This is a genomic window from Rathayibacter sp. AY1C4 (genome assembly GCF_002932195.1).
Taxonomy (GTDB): Bacteria; Actinomycetota; Actinomycetes; order Actinomycetales; family Microbacteriaceae; genus Rathayibacter.
Genome location: NZ_PSWE01000010.1, coordinates 54,100 through 80,035, shown reverse-complemented (window position 1 = coordinate 80,035; position 25,936 = coordinate 54,100). Strand labels below are relative to the sequence as shown.

The window sequence follows — 25,936 nt, the reverse complement described above, 5'->3', positions numbered from 1 at the left end:
CATGAGCACCACCGACACCGCCGACACGGTCGTCCAGCTGTCCAACGGGCTGAGCTGCTCGGTCCCGGCGAACTCGCCGCTGGCGAGGATGCTCCGCTCGCAGCGCACCTGGGTGGGCCCCGACGCCCGCAGGCGACTCGACATCCTCCGCCGCGCGAAGACCGTGGCGATCGTCGGCGCCTCGCCGAACCCGGCCCGCTCCTCCTACTTCGTCGCCACCTACCTGCAGCAGTCGAGCGACTACGAGCTCTACTTCGTGAACCCGAACGCCACCGAGATCCTGGGGCAGCCGGTCTACCGCAGCCTCGCCGAGCTCCCGGTCGTGCCCGACATCGTCGACGTGTTCCGCAAGGCGAGCGACATCCCCGCCGTGATCGACGACGTCCTCGCCGTCGGCGCGCCCACGGTCTGGGTGCAGCTGGGGATCTGGAACCAGGAGGCGGCCGAGTACGGCGAGTCGAAGGGCCTGACCGTCGTGATGGACCGCTGCATCAAGGTCGAGCACGCCCGCTTCCACGGCGGCCTGCACCTGCTCGGCTTCGACACCGGCCAGATCTCGGCGCGCAAGACGCTGCGCTGATCCACCGCAGATCCTCGTCGACTCCGGATCTCCGTGGCTCTTCGTCGCGGGCGCGGCTCGGGCGGCGCACTCCGCCGGCCCCGGCGTAGTCTCGGTGGATGAGCGCCTACGTCTCCGTCCTCGACCTGTTCAGCGTGGGGATCGGCCCGTCCAGCTCGCACACCGTCGGACCGATGCGCGCCGCCCTCGCCCTCGCCGAGCGGATCCGCGACGCCGGGCTCCTCGGCCGCGTGAGCCGGGTGGGATGCACCCTCTACAGCTCGCTCGGCTCCACCGGGATCGGCCACGGCACCCCCGACGCGGTGGTCGCCGGTCTCGCCGGCCTGGACCCCGAGACGTGCGACCCGGCGCTGGTGCGCGGGGCATGGCAGCGCCTCGACGCGGAGGGGACGATCCTGCTGGCCGGCGAGCAGCGCCTCGCAATGACGCGCGACGACGTCGTCTTCGAGCCGCGCACGAGGCTGCCGGAGCACCCGAACGCCCTCACCTTCAGCGTCTGGGTCGGCGACGACGCGCTGCCGGTGTGGGAGGAGACCTACTACTCGATCGGCGGCGGCTTCATCCGGCGCGCGGGCGAGCGTGCCGAGCGGGCTGCGCTGGCCCCGCACCCCTACCCCTTCGTCTCCGGGCTCGACCTGCTGGCGACCTGCGATCGGACCCGCTCCGGCATCGCCGAGATCGCCGCCGCGAACGAGCGCGCTCTGCACCCCGGGGTCGACATCGACGCCCGCCTCGACGCGATCTGGGACGCCATGGCCGCCTGCGTCGAGCACGGCCTGGCGACCGACGGCGTGCTGCCGGGCGGCCTGGGCGTCCGCCGCCGCGCCTCGGTGCTCCGCGAGCGGCTCGAGGCCTTCGAGGAGGATCCGCTCGACCGCGCCCGCGCGACCTCGGTGGAGTGGCTCCACGCCTTCGCCCTCGCGGTGAACGAGGAGAACGCCGCAGGCGGGCGCGTCGTGACGGCTCCGACGAACGGAGCGGCGGGCATCATCCCCGCCGTCGGGCACTACTACCTCCGCTTCGTCCCGGGCGCCGACCGCGCGGGGCTGCGCCGCTTCCTCCTCACCGCCACCGCGATCGGCTCGCTCTGCAAGACGAACGCCTCGATCTCCGGTGCGGAGGCGGGCTGCCAGGGCGAGGTCGGCTCGGCCTGCGCGATGGCCGCCGGAGCGCTCTGCGCGGTGCTCGGCGGCACTCCGCGCCAGGTCGAGAACGCGGCCGAGATCGCGATGGAGCACCACCTCGGACTGACCTGCGACCCGGTCGGCGGGCTCGTGCAGATCCCCTGCATCGAGCGGAACGCGATCGCCTCCTCCACCGCCGTGAGCGCGGCCCGCCTCGCGCTGCACGGCGACGGCGACCACCGCGTCTCGCTCGACGCGGTCATCGAGACGATGCGCCAGACCGGCATCGACATGTCGTCGAAGTACAAGGAGACGAGCGAGGGCGGCCTCGCGGTCAACGTCATCGAGTGCTGAGCGCCCGGCGGCGTCCGTGACCGTGCGTGACGCACGGGGGCGCGCCTGTCGGCGGTCGCGCCTACCGTGGGGCGGGTGAGCACCTCCTCCGCCCCGTACCTCGCCCGGCCGATCGTCTCGACCCAGTGGCTCGCCGACCAGCTCGGCCGCGAGCACCTCGTCGTCGTCGACGCCAGCGTGCTGCTCGTGCCCGGCTTCGACGGGCGGCCCGGCTACCTCAGCGGCGACGAGCAGTACCTCCTCGAGGGGCATGTCCCCGGCGCCGTGTTCGGCGACCTGCTCGAGCAGCTGTCGGATCCGGCGGCTCCCCTGCCCTTCACCCGGCTCGACCCGGAGCGCTTCGCCGCCGCGACCGCCGCGCTCGGCATCGACGACGACTCGGTGGTCGTCGTGTACGACTCCGCGGTCGGCCAGTGGGCCTCGCGCGTGTGGTGGCTGCTGCGCTCGGCCGGGCACGACGCCGTCGCGGTGCTCGACGGCGGGCTCCCGGCCTGGCGGCGGGAGGAGCGCCCGATCGAGACGGGGCACGTCGAGCCCGCGGAGAGCGGAGGCATCAGCGTGCGCGAGGAGCGGCCGCTCTGGATCGACAAGGCCGGCGTCGAGAGGGTCGTGCGCGGCGAGGCTCCCGGGGCGCTGGTCTGCGCGGTCCCGCCGAAGGAGTTCACCGGGGAGGAGGGGCGCCGCCCCCGCCTCGGACACCTGCCGGGCTCGCGGAGCGTCCCCGCCGGGCGGCTCGTCGACCGCGCCGACAACACGCTCCTGCCGCCGGAGCGGCTGCGGTCGCTGTTCGGAGACGCTCTCCAGGCCGAGCGGATCGTCCTCTACTGCGGGGGCGGGATCGCCGCGACGGCCGATGCACTCGCACTGGCGGTGCTCGGAGTCCACACGGCGGTCGTCTACGACGGCTCGCTCAACGAGTGGGCCGCCGACCCCGCGGCGCCACTGGTGGTCACGGCCGCGTGAGCAGCTCCTCCGGGAGGCGGGTCGTCGGAAGGGCGCAGACGAAGGCCTCGCAGGAGTAGGCGGTCGGCAGCCCCTCCCGCGAGATCCGCCCCTCGAACAGCTCGAAGCCCGCGTCCGCCCAGTCCCGGGCGCCCTCGTCGGACACGCCGACCAGCACGCCGATCCCGGCGGACCGCGCGCCCTGCACCGCCTCCGCCGCGCCGGGGCCCACGACGACCAGCTGCCGCACCGGGCGAGCCAGCCGCGAAGCGAGCCCGAGCACGGCGCCGAAGCCCATCGGCTGCCGGACCGCGCCCGGAGCGATCGAGGCGACGACCGCCTCGGCCGCCTCCCGGTAGCGCTGCGATCCGGTGAGCAGGTACAGCTCGTGCGCCGCGTCCGCCGTCGCCGACAGGCCGGAGGGGTAGGCGCCCTCGGAGGGATCGGCCGCGAGCAGGAGTCCCCGCGCGGTCAGCGCCGGGTCTCCTCCCCCGGGCAGCGCGAACGGCAGCGGGCCGTCGGCCGCGTCGAGCGCGCCGTCGATCAGGGTGCGCGCGACGACCGCGTAGCGCGGACGGCCCTCCGCCACGGCGAGCTCGAGGAGCCCGCCGGCCAGCATCCCGAGGTCCTCCAGCGCCGGGCGGGCCGCGGAGACGGCACCGTCGAGGGAGGCGCGCACCGCGACGCGGCCGTCGACGAGGTGCCGCTGCAGCACCGCGTCCGCCGCGCGCCGGGCGGCGTCGAGCCACTCCTCCCGTCCGAGCACGCGTCCGGCGCGGGCGAGCGCGCGGATCGCCAGGCCGTTCCAGCCGGTGACGACCTTCTCGTCGAGAGCGGGAGGCGCGAGGCGGGACCGGTCCTCGGCGAGGTAGTAGCCGCCCTCCGAGCGCTGACCGTCGACGATGCTCTCCGAGTCCTGCGCCGACGCGAAGCCGCCGCCCGGCCGCTCGAGAGTGGTCAGGAGGAACGCGGCGACCCCCTCCGCGATTCCGGTCAGCTCCTCCACCCGGGCGCCGTCGTGCCCGAGCAGGACGGCCGCGACGTCCAGCAGCTGCGCGTTGTCGTACAGCATCCGCTCGTAGTGCGGATCGCTCCAGTCGGCCTGCGTCGCGTAGCGGAAGAAGCCCCCGTCGCGGTCGCGGAGAGGGGACGCGGCCAGCGCGAGCAGCGTGCGCTCGGCGAGCGCCGCTCCCGAGGGCCGCGAGGCCAGGAACCCGAGCACGGGGGCCACCGGGAACTTCGGGGCGCCGCCGAAGCCGCCGTGCACCTGGTCCTCCTCGTCCGCGAGTGCGCGGACGGCGCCGTCGAGCTCGGCGTCGCCGGGCAGTGCGGCATCGGCGGGCAGCGCCGCGGTCGCCTCGCGCAGGGCCGCGGCCAGGCCGCCCGCCGTCGCCTGCACCTCGTCGCGCCGCAGCCGCCACGCCTCCGAGACCGCGTCGAGGACGTCGGAGAAGGCGGGCACGCCGCCGACGGCGCGCGGCGGGAAGTAGGTGCCGGCGAAGAAGGTCTCGCCGGCGGGGGTGGCGAAGGCCGTCAGCGGCCAGCCGAGCTGCCGGGTGAACGCGCTCGCGGCCGTCAGGTAGGCCGTGTCGACGTCCGGATGCTCCTCGCGGTCGACCTTCACCGCGACGAAGTCCGCGTTCAGCCGAGCGGCGAGCACCGGATCCGAGAACGACTCCCGCGCCATCACGTGGCACCAGTGGCAGGTGGAGTAGCCGATCGACACCATCACCGGGACGTCGCGGCGCACCGCCTCGGCGAACGCCTCCTCGCCCCAGGGGAACCAGTCGACTGGATTGTCCGCGTGCGAGCGGAGGTAGGGGCTGACACTGGAGCGCAGACGATCGGCCATGCGCTCCACGCTAGACGCGGGCGGAGCCGCCGGTCAGGGGGTTGCCGCGGGTCGGAGGGTCAGGAGGTCCGCGGAGCGCCGACGTCCGCGGGTCTCCCCGCCGCCGGGCCGCCCGGCCGCTCAGCGCTCGAAGAACCAGCCCGACGGCCGCTCCGTGCCGCGCACGACCGTGCCGCTTCCGCCGCTCCCGCCGCGACGGCCCACCGCCAGGTAGGCGAGGCTGCCGATGAACGGCGCGATCACGATGAACGCCACCCAGGAGACCTTCGCGACCTTCGAGAGCCTCGGGTTCGACAGCACGCCCCGGATCGCGAAGAGCAGCAGCACGATGTTCAGCACGACCAGCAGGGACTGCGGATTCATCGGGGTGCTCCACGGGATCGTGCGCCGCGGTCGACCGGCGCCGGAGCGCCCGACCGGGCAGGGTGGCCCGCGATGTTTCACGAGACAGGGCATTGTCGCACGCGGCGTAGGATGGAGGGCTCATGTCAGACGTGCTCAGCATCCGGTACCCGCCCGAACTCCCCGTGTCGGCGCGGCGCGAGGACATCGCCGCCGCGATCCGCGACCACCAGGTGGTCATCGTCGCCGGTGCGACCGGATCGGGCAAGACGACCCAGCTTCCGAAGATCTGCCTGGAGCTCGGCCGCGAGAGCATCGCGCACACGCAGCCCCGGCGCATCGCCGCGCGCACCATCGCCGAGCGCATCGCGGAGGAGCTCGACGACGAGGTCGGCGGGCTGGTCGGCTACCAGGTCCGGTTCACCGACAAGGCGTCCGCCTCGACGCGGATCAAGCTGATGACCGACGGCATCCTGCTCAACGAGATGAACCACGACCGGATGCTCAGCCGGTACGACACGATCATCATCGACGAGGCGCACGAGCGCAGCCTCAACATCGACTTCCTCCTGGGCTACCTGCACCGCCTGCTGCCGCAGCGCCCCGACCTGAAGGTGATCATCACCTCGGCGACGATCGATCCGCAGAGCTTCGCGGCCCACTTCGCCGACGCCGCCGGCGAGCCCGCGCCGATCATCGAGGTCTCCGGCCGCACCTACCCGGTCGAGATCCGCTACCGCCCGCTGGTCGCCGAGGAGCCGGAGGAGGACGACGACACCGACGTCCCCGACGCGACGAGCGGCAGCCGCGACCTGATGACCGGCATCGCCGACGCCCTATCCGAGCTGGCGCGCGAGGATCCGGGCGACGTCCTGGTGTTCCTCTCGGGCGAGAACGAGATCCGCGACGCCGAGGACGCCATCCGGGGCCGGAACCTGCCGGGCACCGAGGTGCTCCCCCTCTACGGGCGCCTGTCGGCGGCCGATCAGCACCGCGTCTTCGAGAAGGGGCGCACCCCCGGCGTCCGCCGCCGCGTCGTGCTCGCGACCAACGTGGCGGAGACGAGTCTCACCGTCCCCGGGATCCGCTACGTGATCGACGGCGGCACGGCCCGCATCTCGCGCTACAGCGCGCGCTCGAAGGTGCAGCGGCTGCCGATCGAGGCGGTGTCGCAGGCCTCCGCGAACCAGCGCTCCGGCCGCTCGGGACGCACCAGCGCGGGCATCGCGATCCGCCTCTACTCCGAGGAGGACTACCTCCGCCGCCCCGAGTACACCGATCCCGAGATCCTGCGCACGGGCCTGGCCGCGGTCATCCTGCAGATGATCTCGCTCGGACTGGGCGACATCGCCTCGTTCCCGTTCCTCACTCCGCCCGACTCCCGCGGCATCAAGGACGGCCTCGACCTGCTCACGGAGCTCGGCGCCCTCCGCGTCCCCGGCTCCCCCTCCGCTGCTCCACGAGACGCCGCTCCGGTACGCGGCACGCCGCCGAGCGCGCACTCGAGCGGCGTCCCGCGCAAGGGGGCGGAGGCCGCGCCGCAGCTCACGCGCATCGGGCGCGACCTCGCGCGGCTCCCCATCGATCCGCGCTTCGGCCGGATGGTGATCGAGTCGCGCCGCCACGGCGTCAGCCGCGAGGTGATGGCGATCGTCGCGGGCCTCACGATCCAGGACGTCCGCGAGCGCCCTCTCGAGCGCCGCGCGCAGGCCGACCAGCAGCACGCGCGCTTCGTCGATCCCACCAGCGACTTCCTCACCCTGCTGAACCTCTGGAACTACGTGGAGGAGAAGCAGGAGGAGCTCTCCTCGAGCGCCTTCCGGCGCCTGTGCAAGGCCGAGTACCTCAACTACCTGCGCGTGCGCGAGTGGCAGGACGTGTTCCGCCAGCTGCGCCAGCTCGCGCGCCCCCTCAAGCTCGAGCTTGGCGAGCCGAAGGTCGACCCCGACGGGATCCACCGGAGCCTCCTGGCCGGCCTGCTCTCGCACCTGGGCATCAAGGACACCACCTCGCAGCAGGCGCAGCGCGCGGCGAAGAGCCGCGAGCGCCAGAACGTGCAGTACATCGGCGCCCGCAACGCGAAGTTCTCGATCTTCCCCGGCAGCGCCCTGGCCAAGAAGCTCCCCGACGCGGTGATGAGCGCCGAGCTGGTCGAGACCAGCCGCCTCTTCGCCCGCTCGAACGCCGCGATCGATCCGGCCTGGGCCGAGGCGATCGCGGGCGACCTCGTCAAGCGGCAGTTCAGCGAGCCGCACTGGGAGAAGGCGCAGGGCGCGGCCGTGGCCTACGAGAAGGTCACGCTCTACGGCGTGCCGATCATCGCCCGCCGCCGCGTCCAGTTCTCGCGGATCGACGCCTCGTACGCCCGCGAGCTGTTCATCCGGCACGCCCTCGTCGAGGGCGAGTGGGAGTCGCGCCACGCCTTCGACCGCAAGAACCGCGCCCTGCGGGCCGAGCTCGAGCGGCTGGAGGAGCGCACGCGCCGCCGCGACCTGCTCGTCGACGACGAGGCCGTGTTCGACTTCTACGACCGCCGACTCCCCCGCGACATCACCTCGGTGCGCTCGTTCGACTCCTGGTGGCGGACGACCCAGCACGACGAGCCCGACCTGCTGACGATGACGCAGGAGACGCTCCTCCCCGAGGACGCGGAGCAGATCGACGAGACCGCGTTCCCCACGCAGTGGCGCCAGGCCGACCAGCGCTTCCGCCTCTCGTACCGGTTCGAGCCGGGGACGGAGGAGGACGGAGTGACGGTGCACGTGCCGCTCGCGCTCCTGCCCCGCGTGACGCCCCTCGGCTTCGACTGGCTGGTGCCGGGACTCCGGGCCGAGCTGGTCACCGCGATGATCAAGGCGCTGCCCAAGCACCTGCGCCGGAACGTGGTGCCCGCGAACGACTGGGCGCGCAAGCTCACCGCGTCCCTGCCGCACGACGTGCCGAACCCGCCGACGGAGTCGTTCGCGGCGACCCTGGCCGGAGCGATCCGCCGCGAGGCCGGCGTGGTGGTGCAGCCCGAGGACTTCGACCTCGAGCGCATCCCCTCGCACCTGCGGGTCACCTTCGCCGTCGCCGACGAGCGGGGGCGCACGGTCGCCGCCGGCAAGGAGCTCGCCCCGCTGGCCGAGCGCCTGCGCGGTCGGGTCCGCGACGAGGTCGCCCGCGTGGTCGAGGCCCGGGTCCCCGACGCGCTCGAGCGCCGGGGCCTGAGGACCTGGGACATGCCGGAGCTGCCCCGCGTCACCGACACCCGGCAGGGCGGGAACACCATCCGCGCCTACCCCGCCCTGATCGACGACGGCGACTCGGTCTCGATCCGCCTGCTCGCCACGGCCGAGGACCAGGCGCGCGAGCACCCGCGAGGCGTCCGCCGCCTCCTCCTGCTCGCGACGCCGAGCCCCGTCGCCTACGTGCAGCAGCACCTCACCTCGAACGAGAAGCTCGTGCTCGCGCAGAGCCCGTACCAGAACACGACCGCGCTCTTCACCGACTGCCTGCTCGCCTGCGTCGACGCGGTCCTCTGGCGGATGAAGCCCGACGGGATGCTCTTCCTCCGCGCCGAGTTCGACGCCGTGCGCGACCGGGTCTCGGCGAGCGTCATGGACGCGATGTTCGAGACCGTGAAGACGGTCACGACGATCCTCACCACCGCCCGGGGCGTCGAGAAGGCGCTCAAGGCCTCGACGAGCATGGCGCTCCTGCCCGCCCTCACGGATGCGCGGGAGCAGCTCTCCGGCCTGGTCTACCCGGGCTTCGTCTCGGCGACCGGAGTGGAGCGGCTGCGGCACCTCCCGCGCTACCTCGGCGGGATCACCGAGCGCTTCGGCAAGATCGCCGAGAACGTCGGGCGCGACCGCGTCTGGCTGAACGAGGTGCAGGCGGCCCAGGAGCTCTACCGCTCGGCAGGCGGCGTCGTGCCGCTGCCCGCGCACGCCCCGGAGCGGATCGCGCGCGCCCGCTGGATGATCGAGGAGCTGCGGGTGAGCTTCTTCGCGCAGTCGCTCGGCACCGCCGAGAGCGTGTCGCTGCAGCGGATCCGCAAGGTGCTGGCCGGCTGACGTACCCCTCCGCCGAGGGAACCGCGACCCGTCGAGGGACCCTCGTGCAGCGGTCTCCCTCGACGAACCGCAGTCCCCTCCGGAGCGCTAGTGTCGTCCGGTGGGCAGCTACACCGATCTCCTGAAGACCCCCGGGGTGGGGCGCATCATCCTCGCGCAGCTGACCGCGCGCTTCCCGTTCGGGATGCTCTCGCTGGCGTTCCTCCTGCACGTGGAGCGGGTGCACCACTCCTACGCCGCCGCCGGCCTGGTGCTCGGCTCGATGTCGATCGGGCAGGCCATCGCCGGGCCGCTGACCAGCCGCCTGATGGGGCGGCTCGGGATGCGCCGCGTGCTGACGATCACCCTCGTGGTCTGCGCGGGCGCGATCATCGCGATGGCCGTGCTCCCGCTCGAGGTGTGGCAGTTCGTCGTGATCGGGTTCGTCGCCGGCCTGAGCATGCCGCCGGTGCAGCCGGCCGTGCGGACCATCTACCCCAAGATGGTCACCAGCTCGCAGCTGACCCCGCTCTTCTCGCTCGACGCCTCCGCGCAGGAGATCATCTGGGTGCTCGGCCCGGTGCTGGCGACGCTCGTGTCGATCCAGGTGTCGACGGTCGCGGGCATCCTGACCGCCGCCGCGTTCCTGATCGGCGGCGGGATCTGGTTCATCGCCTCGCCCGAGGTGGGCCGCGTCCGGATCCCGCGCTCGAAGCGCCGCCTCGGCGTGGTGCTCACGAAGCCCCCGGTGCTGCTGGCCACGGTCGTCGGCTTCCTCCTGATCGGCGCCTGCTCGGCGGTCGAGGCGGGCGTGGTCGCGGTGTTCGGCGAGGGCGGAGTCGAGTCGGGTGTCGTGCTCGCCGTGTTCGCGGCGGGCTCCCTGGTCGGCGGCCTCGCCCTCGGCCACATCCCGATCAGCCGGTGGGCGACCGCGCGGCGGATGCTGATCGTCACGGTCGGCATGGGCCTGGCGGCGGTCTCGACCGACTTCTGGTGGCTGTGCGTCACGCTGTTCCTCGCCGGCATCGGCATCGCCCCCGCTCTCGCGGCGCTGTTCGCGATCACCGCCTCGAGCGTGCGCTTCTCGGACACGGCGGAGGCCTACGGCTGGGTCGGCACCGGTCAGCTGATCGGCGCGGCGCTGGGCTCCGCGATCGCCGGCGTGCAGATCGACCAGGCCGGGCCGACCGCCGCCATCGTCGTCGCCGCCGCCTTCGCCCTGGTCGGCTTCCTGGTGCCCCTGCTCGGCCGCCGGTACCACCCGGATCTCCGCGGGCGCGACGCCAGCCCGCTCCCCGACACCGAGCCGGTCACCCTGCCCTCCTAGGCCGCCACCCCGGTTGTCCGGCGCCTGTCGGGCACCCTAGGGTGAAGGCCTACGACGGCGAGGGGGCGGCATGGGACTGCGGGAGGACGCGGAGGAGCTGGTGCGCGAGCACCGGCGCGCCGCCGCCCGGACCGACCTCCTCGACCCCTGGTCCGATCCGGAGACCCCGGAGTGGTGCACCGAGCTCGCCGCCGCGCTCTGGCAGGGGTCCTTCCGCCCGAGTCCCGTCTACTTCCGCCGCGAGGAGTCCTCGCACGCCTGGCGCGGCCCGCACTCGACCCGCCTGCACCACCTCGGCTACGGGTGGCAGCTCACCGCGCACCGCGAGCAGCACGGGGTCGTCGCCTCCGAGACGGCGGTGGTCCTCGAGACGGGCTCCCTCTGGCGCGGACTCGGCATCGGCCGGCGCCCCGTGCGCGCGCTCCGAGGCCGGCTCGGCGTCGAGGGCCTGCAGGCGGGCCACGACGTGCACTTCGCCGTGCGCGGCATCGACGAGCGCAGCGACGCGGAGCGCGCCGAGCGGCGCCTCCTCTTCGGGGTGGCCGGTCTCGCAGCGCTGATCGAGGACGACGTGCACGTGGGACCGCACGGCGAGCTCGACTGGAGCGTCTGAGGCGCATGCCAGCATGGGAGGCATGAGCGTCCCCCTGATCCCCCTCAACGACGGCCGCGCGATCCCCCAGCTCGGGCTCGGCGTCTACAAGATCGGCGACGAGGAGGCGGCCCGCACGGTCGCCGTCGCCCTGGAGGCCGGCTACCGGCACGTCGACACCGCCACCCTCTACGGCAACGAGCGCGGAGTCGGCGAGGGGATCCGCGCGAGCGGCCTCCCCCGCGAGCAGGTCTTCGTGACGACCAAGGTGTGGAACGACGACCACGGCTTCGACGAGACGCTCGCCGCCTTCGACCGGAGCCTCGAGCTGCTCGGCACCGACTACGTCGACCTCTACCTCGTGCACTGGCCGATCCCCTCGCGCGACCGCTACGTCGACACCTACCGTGCCCTCGAGCGCCTGCAGAGCGAGGGGCGGGCCCGCTCGATCGGCGTCTCGAACTTCGCCGAGGAGCACGTGCAGCGCCTGCTCGACGAGACGGGAGTGGTGCCCGCGATCAACCAGGTCGAGCTGCACCCGCGGCTGCCCCAGGAGGAGCTGCGCGCCTTCGACGCCGCCCACGGGATCGTCACCGAGGCGTGGTCGCCGCTGGCCCGCGGGCGCCTCCTCGACGAGCCGGCCCTGGCCCGCGTCGCCGCGAAGCACGGCGTCTCGCCGGCGCAGGCGGTGCTGCGCTGGCATGTGCAGCTCGGCGTCGTCGTGATCCCGAAGTCGGTGACGCCGGAGCGGATCCGCGAGAACCTGGACGTCTTCGGCTTCGCCCTGGACGACGAGGACCTCGCCGCGATCGCCGGGCTCGTGACAGGTGAGCGCACCGGCCGCGACCCGCGCTTCGACTGAGGCTCCGGCGATGACGGCGGGCAGGGTCCTGCTCCTGCACGGCCTGGGCGGCTCGGGCCGCACCTGGTGGCGGCTGAGCCGCGAGCTGACCGCGGCGGGCTGGAGCGTCTCCGCTCCCGACCTGCGCGGACACGGCGACGGGCCGCGCGGCGGCTCCGCCCGCCACGACGCCTACGCCGACGACGCCCTCGCGCGGGGACGGTTCGACCTCGTCGTCGGGCACTCGCTCGGCGGAGCGGTCGCGGTGCGCGCCGCCGCCCGCGAGTCCGGCTGGGCGGGGCGCCTGGCGCTGCTGGACCCGGTGCTCCGGCTCGCCCCGGAGCAGCGGGCCGCCGTCCGCGCGGGCGAGCTCGCCGGTCTCGCGGTCTCGGCCGAGGAGCTCGCTGTCGCGCAGCCGCTCTGGGACGAGCGGGACCGGGCCGAGAAGCTCGCCGCGGTGCGGGCCGCCGATCCGGCCGCGGTCGCCGCGACGATCGACGACAACGACCCGTGGGACCTGCTGGCGGACCTGCCGGGCCTCCGCCCGCCGGTCCTCGTGCTGGCCGGCGACCCGCAGATCGAGACGTTGCTCCCTCCCTCCCTCGCCGCCCTGGTGCTGCGCGCGAATCCGCGCATCCGGTACGCGGTCGTGGCGGGCGCAGGTCACAGCCCCCACCGCGACCGTCCGGAGGAGACGCTCGCGATGCTCCGCGAGTGGGCCGAGAGCCCGGCGACGGCCTGACCGACCCGCCGGCCCGGTCCGTGTTTCGTCCGGATGAAATCTGGCAGGGGGGACTGGGCCGCACCGTTTCCTGTGAATACCCTCGCAGAGGACGCGATCCCCTCCCAGTCTTCGGGAGGTGCGCGTCGGGGCCGCCGACGCGGCGGCACGTTCTCGAGGAGAGGGAGCCCCAGTGGCGCGAACCACCACGAACACCCCGAGCGGCCGCCGACGCCGCTCGCTGATCGGCTCGAGCGCGATGATCGGAGCGGGCGCCCTCGTCGCCGGCTTCGCCTTCGCGCCGACGGCGAGCGCCGTCGAGCCGGTCGACTTCGCCGACACCGTCACGGTCGACGGCATCATGACCCACCTGGAGGCGCTCCAGTCGATCGCAGACGCCAACGGCGGCACCCGCGCGATCGGCACCCCGGGCTACGAGCTGAGCGGCGAGTACGTGGAGAAGGTCCTTGCGGGCGCCGGCTACACGACGCAGCGCCAGGACTTCACCACCGCGACGCAGACGATCGACGCGTTCACGCTGACCACCGGGACCGGCGCCGTCGGTATCCCGATGGAGTTCACTCCGTCGACACCCGAGGGCGGCGTGACCGGCGAGCTCATCGCCCCCGTCGATCCGCTCGGCTGCACCACGGACGCCTGGACCGGCCTCGACGCCACCGGGAAGGTCGCGCTCGTCAGCCGCGGCTCCTGCAGCTTCCTCGAGAAGTCGGTCGCCGCCGGTGCCGCCGGCGCCGCCGCGATCATCATCTACGACAACGCGCCGAGCGACGCCCTCAACGGGACGTTCGGCGGACAGGACGAGGCCGCCGTCCCCGGCGTCGGCGTCACGCAGGCCGAGGGTCAGGCGCTGCTGGCGTCGCTCCCCGCGAGCGTCTCGGTCCTCATCGACCAGACGACGACCGAGGTGGAGACCTTCAACATCGTCACGGAGACCCCGGGCGGCGACCACGACAACGTGGTCATGCTCGGCGCGCACCTCGACAGCGTGCCCGCCGGCCCCGGCATCAACGACAACGGCTCCGGATCCGCGACGCTGCTCGAGACGGCCGTGCAGCTGGCCGCCGCGGGCGACACGACCAACGCGGTCCGCTTCGCCTGGTGGGGCGCCGAGGAGGTGGGCCTGGTCGGCTCCTACACCTACGTCGACTCCCTGACGGAGGAGGACGCCTCGAAGATCGCGACCTACATGAACTTCGACATGGTCGCCTCGCCGAACTACGTGATCTCCGTCTACGACGCGGACCAGTCCACCTACGAGGCCCCCGTGGACGTGCCCGCCGGCTCGATCGCGACCGAGAAGGCGTTCACCGACTACTTCGACTCGATCGACCAGCCCTGGATCGACACCGCGTTCGACGGACGCAGCGACTACGACGGCTTCATCTCGGTCGGCATCCCGTCCTCGGGCGTCTTCACCGGCGCCGACGACGTCAAGACGGAGGAGGAGGTCGCGCTGTTCGGCGGCACCGCCGGCATCACGCACGACCCGAACTACCACTCCGCCGCCGACGACATCGACAACATCAACCAGGAGGCGCTCGGCATCACGTCGAAGGCCATCGCCTTCGTGACCGCCTCGTTCGCCGCGGACACCTCCGCGATCGACGCCGAGAAGGACCCGACCACGCCGACCCCGACGCCGGAGCCCACCGTGGCCCCGACCGCCGAGCCGACCGTCGCTCCGACCGCGCAGCCGACCGTCGCCCCGACGACCGCGCCCACCACCGCGCCGACGGCCGCTCTCACCCCGAGCAGCACGCCGACCGCCGTGGCGCCGCACCCCGGCGGCCGCCCGCCCCTGGCCTCGACGGGAGCCGACGTCGGCCTGCCTCTGGGCCTCGGCGGACTGCTGATCGCGGGCGGCGTCGGCGGGCTCCTGCTCGCCGCGCTGCGCCGCCGGAGCGCCGAGCGCGGCTAGCCGCCACCGCCCCGGAGCCGTCCGGCCGTCGCTCCGCGACGACCGGGCGGCTCCGTCGTTCCGCCCTGAGGGGACCCCGGACCGTCGAGCTGCGGCGGGTCCCTTCGACGGTCGGGGGCTCCCTCACGTCCGACAGGGCTTCCGGCGGCCGGGGGACACGGTGTTCACTGGGCGCATGCGAGCCATCTGGAAGGGCGCGATCACCTTCGGCCTGGTCAACGTGCCGGTGAAGATCTACAGCGCGACCGAGGACCACGACATCCCGCTGCACCAGGTCCACGACAAGGACGGCGGACGGATCCGGTATCAGCGCAAGTGCGAGATCTGCGGCGAGGTCGTCACCTTCGACCACATCGACAAGGCCTACGACGACGGCGAGCGCACCGTGGTCCTGTCCAAGGACGAGCTCAAGGCGCTGCCGGAGGAGCGCGACCGCGAGATCGACGTCGTGCAGTTCGTGCCCAGCGAGCAGGTCGACCCGATCATGTTCGACCGCGCCTACATCCTGGAGCCCGACTCCTCCTCCCCCAAGGCCTACGTCCTGCTGCGCCGCACCCTCGAGGAGACCGACCGCACCGCCATCGTCGAGTTCGCGCTCCGGCAGAAGACCCGGCTCGCGGCGCTGCGGGTGCGCGGCAAGCTGCTGATGCTGCAGACGCTGCTCTGGGCCGACGAGGTGCGCGAGGTCGAGTTCCCGTCGCTGGAGGGCAGCACCCGGATCGCGGCGCGCGAGCTCGAGATGTCGGCGCACCTGGTCGACTCCTACTCCGAGGACTTCGACGCCGCGAAGTTCCACGACGCGTACCAGGAGGAGCTGCGCACGCTGATCGACGCCAAGATCGAGCAGGGCGACGCCCTCGACACCGCCGCGACCTTCGGCGAGGCGCCGGAGGAGGAGGGCGGCGGCGAGGTGCTCGACCTGATGGAGGCGCTCAAGCGCTCGGTCGAGCGCAGCCGCGGGGCGAAAGGTGCGCCGGCGGAGGAGGCTCCCGCCGAGAAGAAGGCGGCGACGACGCCTGCCCCGAAGAAGGCGGCGAAGGCTCCGGCGACGACCGCCGCGAAGAAGAAGCCCGCGGCGAAGAGAGCCGACCCGGAGAAGGGCGCCGACGCGCCTGCGAAGAAGCGGACCCCGAAGAAGACCGCGGCGGCGGAGAAGGCGGCGTCCTAGCCCCGCCGGATGCGGAGGGTCGGGGTCGGACGGAGCCTCAGGCCCGCTCGGCCGCCCGGTCGGGCTCGTCGGCCGCGTCCAGCTCGTCCACGTCGTCGAGGTCGACCGCGACCGAGCTGACCAGCGCGAGCAGCGCCTCCGCGTAGGCGTTCTCGGCCGCCGCGTCCTCGAAGGTCCGCGCCCGGCCGCCGAGCTCGACCTCGACGGCGAACCGCGTCTCCGGCTCGGCGAGGCGACGAAGGGAGCGGAAGGTCCCGCGGAGGAGCTCGCGCAGCTGGTCCTCCCGCGGCAGCCAGAGCGAGTCCTCCAGGGAGACGGAGTCGAGCGCCCATTCCGTGGTGCCGTTGAAGCCGAGGACGGTCCCGCTCGGGTACTCGTGCGCCTCGATGGTCATGTCGCTGACGGTGAAGACGTCGCCGTCGAAGCCCTCCCGCTCGATGCGGAAGCGGTCACCGGTGCGGGGCGTCCAGCGCACGCCCGCCGTGCGCAGGGCACGGGCCAGCTCGAAGGAGATCATCCGACGAGTGTGGCCCGCGAAGCCGCGAACGCGCCGCGAGCGGCACCCGCGCGCCCCGATGTCGGTGGATGAGTTTACGTTCATGAAACGTCCGGTTCACAGGCCGGGCACCCGCACTGCATAGCGTGACCATGCGTGCCCCTTCCGGGGGTGCGCCGGCCGCGCCGCGCGGCGACGACGCTGCGACCGCTCTTCCGAGCGGCGATCGAGAGGACCACCATGCCCGACTCTCCCACCCCGCCCGACCGCCGCCGGAGGCGCGGGCTCGGCCTGGCGGCCCTGACCGGACTGGCCCTGGCGGCCGCTCCGCTGGTCGCGACCTCCGCCGCGGCCGCGCCCTCGGGCGACGAGCTCGTCATCAGCGAGGTCTTCGCCCGCGGAGGCTCCGCCGGTGCCGCGTTCAGCAACCGCTACGTGGAGCTCTACAACCCCACCGCCGCCGAGATCGCCCTCGGCGGCCTCTCGATCCAGTACCGCTCGGCGACCGGCACCGCGAACCCCACCACGACCGTGCCGCTCACCGGCTCGGTGCCCGCCGGCGGCCACTTCCTGCTCGCCGGCGCCAGCAACGGCACCAACGGCGCGGCCCTGCCGACGCCCGACCAGAGCGCGAACGGCCTCAACATGGCCGCCGCGGGCGGCACCCTCTTCCTCGTCGACGGGACCTCGGCGCTCGTGGCGCCGCCCACCGGCGCCGCCGCCCAGCCGGACGCGGTGATCGACCTCGTCGGCTACGGCACCTCGAACACCTTCGAGTCGTCCGTCGCCACGGTGCCCTCCCTCACCCAGACGATCGCCCGCGCGGACACCGCCACCGGCGACACCGACGTCAACTCGGCCGACTTCGCGCTCGGCGCACCGACCCCGCAGGCCGCGGGCGGAGGATCCGAGCCCGAGCCCACGACGCCGCCGACGACGACCCCGCCGACCACTCCCCCGACGACCCCTCCGGCCGAGATCCCGGCCGTCTCCATCGCGGAGATCCAGGGCACCGGCTACGCGTCGCCGCTCGTCGGCAGCACCGTCACCACCTCCGGCGTCGTCACCGCGCGCTACCCGTCCGGCGGCTACAACGGCTACGTCATCCAGACCCCCGGCACCGGCGGCGAGAGCTCGCGCACGGCCTCCGACGCCGTCTTCGTCTTCTCCTCCGCCTCCGTCGGGTCGGTCACGATCGGCGACCACCTGCGCATCACCGGCGAGGTGAGCGAGTACAACGGCCTGACCGAGCTCACCCCGACCTCGGCCGCGACCGTCGTGAAGCTCGACGGCGCCGCCGCAGCGCCGGTCCCGGCCGCTGTCGCGCTCCCCGGCACCGCCGCCGAGCGCGAGGTGCTCGAGAGCATGCTGATCGCTCCGCAGGGCGCCTACACGGTCACCGACACCTTCGACCTGAACAGCTTCGGCTCGGTCGGCCTCGCCGCCGGCACGTCCCCGCTGCTCACGCCGACCGAGGTCGCCCGCCCCGGCTCGCCGGAGCTCGCGGCCGTCGTCGCCGACAACGCCGCCCGCGCGATCACCCTCGACGACGGCGCCTCGATCAACTTCCTCGGCGCCGCCGCGAACAAGGCGATCCCGCTGCCCTACCTCACCACCACCGCGCCGATCCGCGTGGGTGCTCCGGCGACCTTCACCCGCCCCGTCGTCCTCGACTACCGCAACGGCGGCTGGGCCTTCCAGCCCACCACGCAGCTGACCGTCGAGAACGCCGGCGACGTGCAGCCCGCGACCTTCGCGAACACCCGGACCGCGAAGCCCGAGGCCGTCGGCGGCGACCTCTCGATCGCGTCCTTCAACGTGCTCAACTACTTCTCCACCACCGGCGACTCGATCACCGGCTGCACCTTCTACACCGACCGCGACGGCGACCCCGTCACGGTCAACAGCGGCTGCGACGCCCGCGGAGCGGCGAACGCCGACGACCTCGAGCGCCAGCAGGCCAAGATCGTGACCGCGATCAACACCCTCGGCGCGGGCGTCGTCTCGCTCGAGGAGATCGAGAACTCGGCCAAGTTCGGCAAGCCGCGCGACGAGGCCCTCGCCACCCTGACCGCCGCGCTGAACACGGCGGCCGGCTCCGAGGTCTGGGCCTACGTCCCCTCCCCCGCAGCGCTCCCCGCGCTCGCGGACGAGGACGTCATCCGCACCGCCTTCATCTACAAGAAGGCCGTCATCGAGCCGGTCGGCGAGTCCGTCGTGCTCAACGACACGGTGAACTTCTCTAACGCCCGCAAGCCCCTCGCCCAGGAGTTCCGCCTCCTCGGCGACAGCGCCAGCGAGTTCGTCGCGATCGTGAACCACTTCAAGTCGAAGGGCTCCGGATCCGGCGCCGACGCCGACCAGGGCGACGGCCAGGGCGCCTCGAACGCCTCGCGCGTGAAGCAGGCGACCGCCCTCGTCGCCTTCGCCGACCGCCTCCGCACCGAGAAGGCCACCGAGCTCGTCTACCTGCTGGGCGACTTCAACGCCTACTCGAAGGAGGACCCGGTGAAGGTGATCACCGACGCCGGCTACATCGACCAGGGTGCGAAGGACGGCAAGTACTCGTACTCGTTCGACGGCGCGGTCGGCTCGCTGGACCACGTCTTCGCCTCGCCCGCGGCCGACAGGACTGTCACCGGGGTCGACACCTGGAACATCAACAGCGGCGAGTCCGTGGCACTGGAGTACAGCCGCTACGACTACAACGCGACGATCTTCTACGACACCTCGGCGTACCGCTCCAGCGACCACGACCCGGTCGTCGTCGGCCTCGACCTGCCCGAGACCCGGACGGACCCGGAGCCCGAGCCCGTCACGGTCATCGACGTCGCGACCACCGCCTCCACCAAGCGCCTCGCCGTCGTGCGGACGCTGACGGTGTCGGCGGTGAACAACGGCGACGAGACGGTCTCGATCGAGATCACGACGGCGTACGGCAGCAAGACGAAGAAGACGGTCAAGCCCGGCCAGTCGTTCACGGTCAAGACCGTGACCGTCTTCAAGCCCATCAAGGCCGGCACGGCGACCATCGAGGTCACCGCGCCCGACGGCACCGAGCGCGTCTACAAGCAGGCGTACCGCGGCGCCTGATCCCGCGCGACCCCTGACCTCGACGAGCTCCGGCTCCTAGAGTTCGGGGATGCCCGAGGGAGACAGTGTGCACCGTCTCGCCGCCCGCCTCAGGCGGGCGGCGGACGGTCGCACCGTCCTCGAGGGCGAGCTGCGCTCCGGGGACGCGGCCGGCACCTCCCTCGCCGGGCTGAGGATCCTCGAGCACGACACCCACGGCAAGCACCTCCTCACCCGCTTCTCCGGCGGAACGACCCTTCACACCCACCTGCGGATGCAGGGCTCCTGGACCGTGACCGCTCCCGGCCGAGCGGTCCCCCGCTCGGTGCAGAAGGACGTCCGCGTCCGCCTCCGCCTCGACGACGACTCGACCGTGTGGGGCATCGACCTCCCGGTCGTCGAGCTCCTCGCCACCCGCGACGAGCCGCGCGCCGTCGGGCACCTCGGGCCCGACCCGCTCCGCGCGGACTGGGACGCCGACGAGGCCGTCCGGCGCCTCTCCCGCCTCCCGGACCGGCCCGTCGTCGCCGCACTCCTCGACCAGCGCTGCCTCGCGGGTCTCGGCAACCTCTGGGCCAACGAGGTCTGCTTCCTCCGCGGGGTCTGGCCCTGGCGGCCGATCGGCTCCCTCGACGTCCGCGCCCTCGTGGCGACCGCGGCGAGAGGCCTCCGCGCCTCCGTCACGATCCCGGGGATGTTCCAGACCACCACCGGTGACACCCGCCGCGGCGAGCGGCACTGGGTCGCGGGGCGCGCCGGGCGCCCGTGCCTGCGCTGCGGCACGACGGTGCTCGTCCGCGACGAGGTCCGCGACGACCCCGAGCAGCGCCGCACCTGGTGGTGCCCGCACTGCCAGCCGGAGCAGGCGACCGCCGCCTGAAGCCCGCGTACCGCTGCCGACGGCCCGTGCGTAGGCTGGCCGCATGACGAACGAGTGGGGAACTCCGGATCCGTCCGCCCGGCGAGACCGGTCCGCGGAGGTCGTCCCGGCGGCCGCCTCCGGCGAGGAGGTGGAGACCGCCCGCGTCGAGGACGCCGAGCGCGCGCGCGCTGTGCGCGAGGTCAAGCGGCGCCGCGACTTCCTGGGATCGGTCGGCGGATGGGCGAGCGTCTCGGCGATCACGACCGCCGTCTGGGTCGGCACAGGGGCCGACGGCTACTTCTGGCCGATCTGGCCGATGATCGGGATCGGGATCGGCGTCGTCGGCCAGGCCGCGTCGATCTGGGGACCCGCCCGCAAGGAGATCACCGAGGCGGACATCGCCGCAGAGATGCAGCGCCGGGAGAAGCGCGGCCGCTGATCAGTCCAGGCGGCCGACCGAGGTGACGCGGACGACGGCCGCACCCTGCTCGTCCGACTCGGCGAGGTCGACGGTCGCCGAGATCCCCCAGTCGTGGTCGCCGGCCGGATCGTCGAGGATCTGCCGCACGAGCCACTGCGTCGGCTCCTCCGTGACGAGCAGCATCTTCGGCCCCCGGGCGTCGGGCCCGATGCCGATGCTGTCGTGCTCGTCGTAGTAGTCGTCCAGCGCGGCGCCCCACGCGTCGGCGTCGAAGCCGGCGGCGGCGTCGAGCTCGCCGAGCGCCTCGTGGTCGTCGAGGGCGGCGAGGGTCACCCGGCGGAACATCTCGTTGCGCACCAGCACGCGGAAGGCGCGGTGGTTCGCGGTGAGGCGGCGCGGAGCGGGCGGCACGATCGCCTGGTCCGCCGCGTGGAGCGCCGGATTGACCAGCTCCTCCCACTCGTCGACCAGCGAGGAGTCGACCTGGCGCACGAGCTCGCCCAGCCACTCGATCAGGTCGTGCAGCTCCTCGTTCTTCAGCTCGTCGGGGATGGTCTGCCGGGCCGCGCGGAACGCGTCGGACAGGTAGCGCAGCACCAGTCCCTCCGAGCGGGAGAGCTTGTAGAAGGCGGTGTACTCGCCGAAGGACATCGCCCGCTCGTACATGTCGCGCACGACCGACTTCGGCGAGAGCTCGAAGTCCTTCACCCACGGCTGCGCCGCGGTGTAGGTCTCGAAGGTCGCCTCGAGGAGCTCCTCGAGCGGCTTGGGGTGCGTGACGGACTCGAGCAGCTCCATCCGCTCCTCGTACTCGATCCCCTCGGCCTTCATCGCGGCGACGGCCTCGCCGCGGGCCTGGAACTGCTGGGCCCCCAGGATCGGGCGCGGGTCGTCGAGGGTCGCCTCGAGCACCGAGATCACGTCGAGCGCGAAGCTCGGAGACTCCGGGTCGAGAACGTCGAACACGGCCAGCGCGAACGGCGAGAGCGGCTGGTTGAGCGCGAAGTTCGGCTGCAGGTCGACGGTCAGGCGGATGCGGGTCACGCCGTCGGCTCCGACGCTCTGCTCGACCACGCCCGCCTCCCGCAGCGTCCGGTAGATGCCGAGCGCCCGGCGGGCGAGCTGCAGCTGCCGCTTCCACGGCTCGTGGTTGTCGAAGATCAGGGCGTGCACGTTCGCGTAGGCGTCGCCGCCGCGGGCGATCACGTTCAGCAGCATCGCCGACGTGATCGTCATGTGCGAGGTCAGCGTCTCGGGCTCGGCGTCGACGAGCTTGCGGAAGCTCGGCTCGCCCCAGCTGACGAAGCCCTGCGGCGCGCGCTTGGCGACCCACTTCCTCCGCTTCTTCGGGTCGTCGCCCATCTTGTCGAGAGCCTTCCGGTTCTCGGACTCGTGCTCGGGGGCCTGCACGACCACGGTCCCGGCGGTGTCGTACCCCGCGCGACCGGCGCGGCCGGCGATCTGGTGGAACTCGCGGGCCGAGAGCTGGCGGGTCCGGGTGCCGTCGTACTTGGTCAGCGCGGTGAGCAGCACGGTGCGGATCGGGACGTTGATGCCGACGCCGAGGGTGTCCGTGCCGCAGATCACGCGCAGCATGCCCTGCTGGGCGAGCTGCTCGACCAGGCGGCGGTACTTCGGCAGCATGCCCGCGTGGTGGACGCCGATCCCCAGCCGGAGCAGCCGGGAGAGGGTCTTGCCGAACGCGGTGGTGAAGCGGAAGCCGCCGATCACCTCGGCGATGCGGTCGCGGTGCTCGCGGGTGGCGATGTTGGCGCTGGTGAGCGCCTGCGCGCGCTCGAGAGCGGCCGCCTGCGAGAAGTGCACGACGTAGACCGGCGACTGGTTCGTCGAGAGCAGCTCCTCGATGGAGTCGTGGATCGGAGCGATCTCGTAGAAGTAGTGCAGCGGCACCGGGCGCTCCACGCCGGTGACCCGGGCGGTCTCCCGGCCCGTGCGGCGGCTGAGGTCGGCGGCGAGCGCCGTCACGTCGCCGAGGGTGGCCGACATCAGCACGAACTGCACGTGAGGGAGGGTGAGCAGCGGCACCTGCCAGGCCCAGCCGCGCGCCGGGTCCGCGTAGAAGTGGAACTCGTCCATCACGACCTGGTCGACCGGGGTATCCTCGCCGTGCCGGAGCGCGAGGTTCGCGAGGATCTCGGCCGTGCAGCAGATGATCGGCGCGTCGGCGTTCACCGAGGAGTCGCCGGTGACCATCCCGACGTTGGAGGCGCCGAAGACGTCGACCAGCGCGAAGAACTTCTCGGAGACGAGCGCCTTGATCGGCGCCGTGTAGAAGCTGCGGCGTCCGGAGGCGAGCGCCGCGGCGTGCGCGCCGATCGCGACGAGCGACTTCCCGGTGCCGGTGGGCGTCGAGAGGATCAGGTTGGAGCCGGAGGCGATCTCGAGCATGGACTCGTCCTGCGCCGGGTAGAGCGGGAGGCCGCGCGACTCCGCCCACTCGGTGAAGGCCAGGTAGACCGCGTCGTCGTCGACGCGCCCGTCCGCGTCGGGCGTCGGCATCCGGTCGAGCAGCGTCGAGGTCATCCCCCCATCCTCCCAGCCCGTGGGCCGTCGCTCGGGTGCGATCCGTCACGGACGGCCCGTGCGCCCTCGCCTCACGGGCCGCGGGTGACGGATCGTTCGTCGAGTGCTCGTCGCAGGCGCTCGACGGAGCGCTCGGGGTGCGGGACGAACTCGGCGCCGACGATGCGGACGACGCGGACCCCGATCGAGGCGAGGTCGTCGTAGCGGCCGAGGTCGCGCGCGAAGCGCCGGTTGCTGGTGCGGTGATCGTCACCCTCGTACTCCCACGCGACCCGCTCCGCGGGGTACCAGCCGTCCGGCCGCCCGACGAAGACCCCGTCGGAGTCGAACAGCGGCTCCTGCAGCACCGGCTCCGGAAGGCCCGCCCGCACCGAGGCGAGCCGGAACCGCGACTCCTGCCGCGAGTCCGCCCCGTCGCGGACGAGGGCCGCGGCCGCGCGCACGCGCGGCACCCCCCAACCGCCGAAGCCTGCTGCCCGCTCCCGCAACCGCGCGAGCCGCACCCACGGTCGAGGGTCCGCAGGATCCGGACCGATCGGCGAGCGGATCAGCGCGTCGCCCACCGCGACCAGGTCGTCCAGCTCGAGGTGCGCCCCGAGGTGGCAGAACAGCGAGGCGCCGTCCGTGAGCGGCAGACCGAAGCGGAGGATCCGGTGCACGTCGGGATCGCTGAGCGAGTGGCCGTGCACTCCCGGACGGCGCGGGGCGCGAGCAGGAGCTCGGACGGCGACGTGCACCGGCTCGTCCGAATCGGCGGCCGGGAGCTCGAGCGGCCAGAGGCGCGCAGCGGTGAGATGGCTGAGCACGGCGGACGGGCCGAGGGCCGCGAGAAGCGCCTCGGCCCGTGGGAGCAGGCCGGTGTCGGCGGCCGGGACGCGGACGCCACGGAACGGCGCGGCGAGGTCGCTGCGGCGGAGGCGGCTCCGGGCCACGCCCAGCCGGCGGGCCTCGGCCACGGTGAAGGCGCGCGCCTGGAGACGGTCGGGGAGCGGGAGTCGCTGAGCCATCCGACCAGAGTGCGTCACTGCAGCCGCCTGGAGCCGTTGTCCACAGGTCCGGCTGCCCGCCGCTCATTGATCCGTCACGGACGGCCCGTGCGCCCCCGCCTCACGGGCCGCGGGTGACGGATCGGTCCGCTGGAGCGAGGGCCCCGTCGACGAGTCCGACGACGCGGTCGGCATCGGCCAGCACGGAGGGGTCGTGCGAGACGCAGACCACGGTCGCGCCGCGGTCCGCCTCCGCGCGCAGGACCGACCGGATCCGCTCCGCACTCGCTGAATCGAGACCGGTGGTGGGCTCGTCCAGGAGCAGCAGGCCGGCCCCGCGGGCGAGCCCCTGGGCGAGGAGCGCCCGCTGCCGCTGACCGCCGGAGAGCACCGCGAAGGGCTCCCGGGCGAGCGCGGCGATCTCCATCCGCTCGAGCGCGGTGGCGATCGCGTCCGCCGCGCGCGCGTCGCTGCGGCGGAGGCGGCCGAGCCGACCCCAGGTGCCCACCGCGACCACGTCGCGCACCGTCACCGGGAGGAGGTCCGGGATCGACGCCCGCTGCGGCACGAAGGCGATCGCTCCGGTGACGTCCCGCGTGCCGGACGTCAGTGGACGCACTCCCGCGATCACCTCCAGAAGCGTCGACTTGCCGGCGCCGTTCGGCCCGGCGATCACGGTCAGCGAGCGCGCGGCGACGTCGAGATCGACCCCCGTGAGAGCGCGGCGGGAGCCGAAGTCGACGTGAGCGCCTCGGAGGCGGACCGGGGGCTCGGGCAGGGGTGAGACGTCCATCCCGACGAGCGTACAGGAGTGATAACTGTTCTCATTATCGTGTACGGTCGGGCACCATGCCCAGCCTCCTCGCCGGAATCCTCGAGCCGTTCGCTCTCGACTTCCTCCAGCGCGCCCTCCTCGGCGGCGTCCTCGTCGCGGTCCTCTGCGGCGTCGTCGGCACCTGGGTGGTGCTCCGCGGGATGGCCTTCCTCGGCGAGGCGCTCGCCCACGGGATGCTCCCCGGCGTCGCCCTCGCGACGGTGCTCGGCGCGCCCGTCCTCGTGGGCGGCGCAGCCAGCGCGGTGCTGATGAGCCTCGGCATCGCGGCCCTGCAGCGGCGCGGACGACTGTCCTACGACACCAGCATCGGCCTGCTCTTCGTCGCCATGCTGGCGCTGGGGGTCATCGTGATCTCGCACTCGGGCAGCTTCGCCACGGACGCGACCTCGATCCTCTTCGGCGACATCCTCGCGATCACCCCCGTCGACATCGGGGTGCTCGCCGCCGCCGCCGGAGCCGGCCTCCTCGTCGCGGCGGCCTTCCACCGCCCGCTCGTCGCCCTGGCGCTGGATCCGCGCATCGCCGCGGTGCTCGGGCTCGGTCCGCGCTCGGCTCAGGCCGCGCTGGTCGGCCTGGTGACCCTCGCCGTCGTCGCCTCCTACCAGGCGGTCGGCTCGCTCCTCGTCGTCGGGCTCCTTCTGGCTCCCGCGGTGGCCGCCGGGCACTGGACCACCCGCATCCCGACCCGGATGCTGCTCGCGTCGATCCTCGGCGCGGCCTCCGTGCTCGTCGGCCTGCTCGTCTCCTGGCACGCGGCCACGGCCGCGGGCGCCTCGGTCGCCGGCACGGCCATCGCGGTCGCCGCGGTGTCCTGGGCGGTCCGCTCGGCCGCGTCGGCCCTCGCGTCCCGGTCGGGCCCTCAGCCGGTCGCCGCATGAGGCCCTGCCGGCACCGCCCCTCC

20 protein-coding genes are annotated in these 25,936 nt (G+C 73.3%); 14 read left to right on the top strand and 6 right to left on the bottom strand.

What is annotated here, in order from left to right:
• The first annotated feature begins 1 nt into the window (after position 1).
• The 3 genes from C5C99_RS07115 to C5C99_RS07105 all read left to right on the top strand — a co-directional run bounded on the left by C5C99_RS07115 (position 2) and on the right by C5C99_RS07105 (position 3,021).
• Complete coding sequence (locus tag C5C99_RS07115; RefSeq protein WP_104226920.1) at positions 2-580, top strand: CoA-binding protein; 579 nt, start codon at positions 2-4, stop codon at positions 578-580.
• Between the two features lie 98 nt (positions 581-678).
• Positions 679-2,058: an L-serine ammonia-lyase gene (locus tag C5C99_RS07110; protein WP_104339844.1), complete on the top strand. Its 1,380-nt coding sequence runs from the start codon at positions 679-681 to the stop codon at positions 2,056-2,058.
• A gap of 75 nt (positions 2,059-2,133) precedes the next feature.
• Complete coding sequence (locus C5C99_RS07105; RefSeq protein ID WP_146085479.1) at positions 2,134-3,021, top strand: sulfurtransferase; 888 nt, start codon at positions 2,134-2,136, stop codon at positions 3,019-3,021.
• Here the strand turns inward: C5C99_RS07105 and C5C99_RS07100 are convergent.
• Together C5C99_RS07100 and C5C99_RS07095 are read right to left on the bottom strand one after the other, a co-directional pair.
• Positions 3,008-4,852, bottom strand: a complete 1,845-nt coding sequence (locus C5C99_RS07100) for a thioredoxin domain-containing protein (protein ID WP_104339842.1) — start codon at positions 4,850-4,852, stop codon at positions 3,008-3,010. The two genes, C5C99_RS07105 and C5C99_RS07100, sit on opposite strands and share 14 nt — an antisense overlap.
• A gap of 120 nt (positions 4,853-4,972) precedes the next feature.
• The gene (locus C5C99_RS07095) at positions 4,973-5,215 is read right to left on the bottom strand and encodes a PLDc N-terminal domain-containing protein (RefSeq protein ID WP_159939582.1); all 243 of its coding nucleotides are present in this window, start codon (positions 5,213-5,215) and stop codon (positions 4,973-4,975) included.
• Positions 5,216-5,337: 122 nt separating this feature from the next.
• Between C5C99_RS07095 and hrpA the strand changes: the two genes are divergently transcribed.
• The 7 genes from hrpA to C5C99_RS07060 all read left to right on the top strand — a co-directional run bounded on the left by hrpA (position 5,338) and on the right by C5C99_RS07060 (position 15,819).
• Positions 5,338-9,252, top strand: a complete 3,915-nt coding sequence (gene hrpA / locus C5C99_RS07090) for an ATP-dependent RNA helicase HrpA (protein ID WP_104339841.1) — start codon at positions 5,338-5,340, stop codon at positions 9,250-9,252.
• Between the two features lie 100 nt (positions 9,253-9,352).
• Positions 9,353-10,558 carry an MFS transporter gene (locus C5C99_RS07085; protein ID WP_104222308.1) on the top strand — a complete coding sequence of 402 codons (1,206 nt, stop codon included), beginning with the start codon at positions 9,353-9,355 and terminating at the stop codon, positions 10,556-10,558.
• A 70-nt stretch (positions 10,559-10,628) separates the two neighbouring features.
• Positions 10,629-11,171: a hypothetical protein gene (locus C5C99_RS07080; RefSeq protein WP_104226914.1), complete on the top strand. Its 543-nt coding sequence runs from the start codon at positions 10,629-10,631 to the stop codon at positions 11,169-11,171.
• Positions 11,172-11,193: 22 nt separating this feature from the next.
• Positions 11,194-12,012 (top strand): aldo/keto reductase, encoded by an 819-nt coding sequence (locus C5C99_RS07075; RefSeq protein WP_104339852.1) that lies wholly within the window; start codon positions 11,194-11,196, stop codon positions 12,010-12,012.
• Positions 12,013-12,022: 10 nt separating this feature from the next.
• A complete protein-coding gene (locus C5C99_RS07070) occupies positions 12,023-12,733 on the top strand; it encodes an alpha/beta fold hydrolase (RefSeq protein WP_146085478.1) in 711 nt (236 codons plus the stop codon).
• Between the two features lie 172 nt (positions 12,734-12,905).
• The gene (locus C5C99_RS07065; protein WP_104339839.1) at positions 12,906-14,651 is read left to right on the top strand and encodes a M28 family peptidase; all 1,746 of its coding nucleotides are present in this window, start codon (positions 12,906-12,908) and stop codon (positions 14,649-14,651) included.
• 175 nt (positions 14,652-14,826) lie between these two features.
• Positions 14,827-15,819, top strand: coding sequence for a Ku protein (locus C5C99_RS07060; RefSeq protein ID WP_104339838.1), 993 nt, complete (start codon positions 14,827-14,829; stop codon positions 15,817-15,819).
• A gap of 37 nt (positions 15,820-15,856) precedes the next feature.
• Here the strand turns inward: C5C99_RS07060 and C5C99_RS07055 are convergent, their stop codons facing one another.
• On the bottom strand, positions 15,857-16,336 hold the full coding sequence (locus tag C5C99_RS07055) for a pilus assembly protein CpaE (protein ID WP_244229602.1): 480 nt from the start codon (positions 16,334-16,336) through the stop codon (positions 15,857-15,859).
• A gap of 219 nt (positions 16,337-16,555) precedes the next feature.
• Between C5C99_RS07055 and C5C99_RS07050 the strand changes: the two genes are divergently transcribed.
• The 3 genes from C5C99_RS07050 to C5C99_RS07040 are packed head-to-tail and all read left to right on the top strand — an operon-like array spanning position 16,556 to position 20,688.
• Complete coding sequence (locus C5C99_RS07050; RefSeq protein WP_104335792.1) at positions 16,556-19,408, top strand: ExeM/NucH family extracellular endonuclease; 2,853 nt, start codon at positions 16,556-16,558, stop codon at positions 19,406-19,408.
• 49 nt (positions 19,409-19,457) lie between these two features.
• Positions 19,458-20,267: a DNA-formamidopyrimidine glycosylase family protein gene (locus C5C99_RS07045; protein ID WP_104335793.1), complete on the top strand. Its 810-nt coding sequence runs from the start codon at positions 19,458-19,460 to the stop codon at positions 20,265-20,267.
• Positions 20,268-20,310: 43 nt separating this feature from the next.
• On the top strand, positions 20,311-20,688 hold the full coding sequence (locus tag C5C99_RS07040; protein WP_104335794.1) for a 2TM domain-containing protein: 378 nt from the start codon (positions 20,311-20,313) through the stop codon (positions 20,686-20,688).
• On the opposite strand, the gene C5C99_RS07035 is transcribed toward C5C99_RS07040, so the two are convergent.
• The 3 genes from C5C99_RS07035 to aztA all read right to left on the bottom strand — a co-directional run bounded on the left by C5C99_RS07035 (position 20,689) and on the right by aztA (position 24,993).
• Positions 20,689-23,214 (bottom strand): RNA helicase, encoded by a 2,526-nt coding sequence (locus tag C5C99_RS07035; protein ID WP_104247346.1) that lies wholly within the window; start codon positions 23,212-23,214, stop codon positions 20,689-20,691. It lies immediately after the preceding gene.
• 71 nt (positions 23,215-23,285) lie between these two features.
• Positions 23,286-24,221 (bottom strand): hypothetical protein, encoded by a 936-nt coding sequence (locus C5C99_RS07030; RefSeq protein ID WP_104339837.1) that lies wholly within the window; start codon positions 24,219-24,221, stop codon positions 23,286-23,288.
• A gap of 100 nt (positions 24,222-24,321) precedes the next feature.
• Entirely contained in the window at positions 24,322-24,993 is a 672-nt protein-coding gene (gene aztA / locus C5C99_RS07025; RefSeq protein WP_104339836.1) for a zinc ABC transporter ATP-binding protein AztA, read from the bottom strand.
• Between the two features lie 56 nt (positions 24,994-25,049).
• Here aztA and aztB point away from each other — a divergent pair, with 56 nt between their 5' ends.
• Entirely contained in the window at positions 25,050-25,913 is an 864-nt protein-coding gene (gene aztB / locus C5C99_RS07020; RefSeq protein WP_104272854.1) for a zinc ABC transporter permease AztB, read from the top strand.
• Positions 25,914-25,936: the final 23 nt, after the last annotated feature.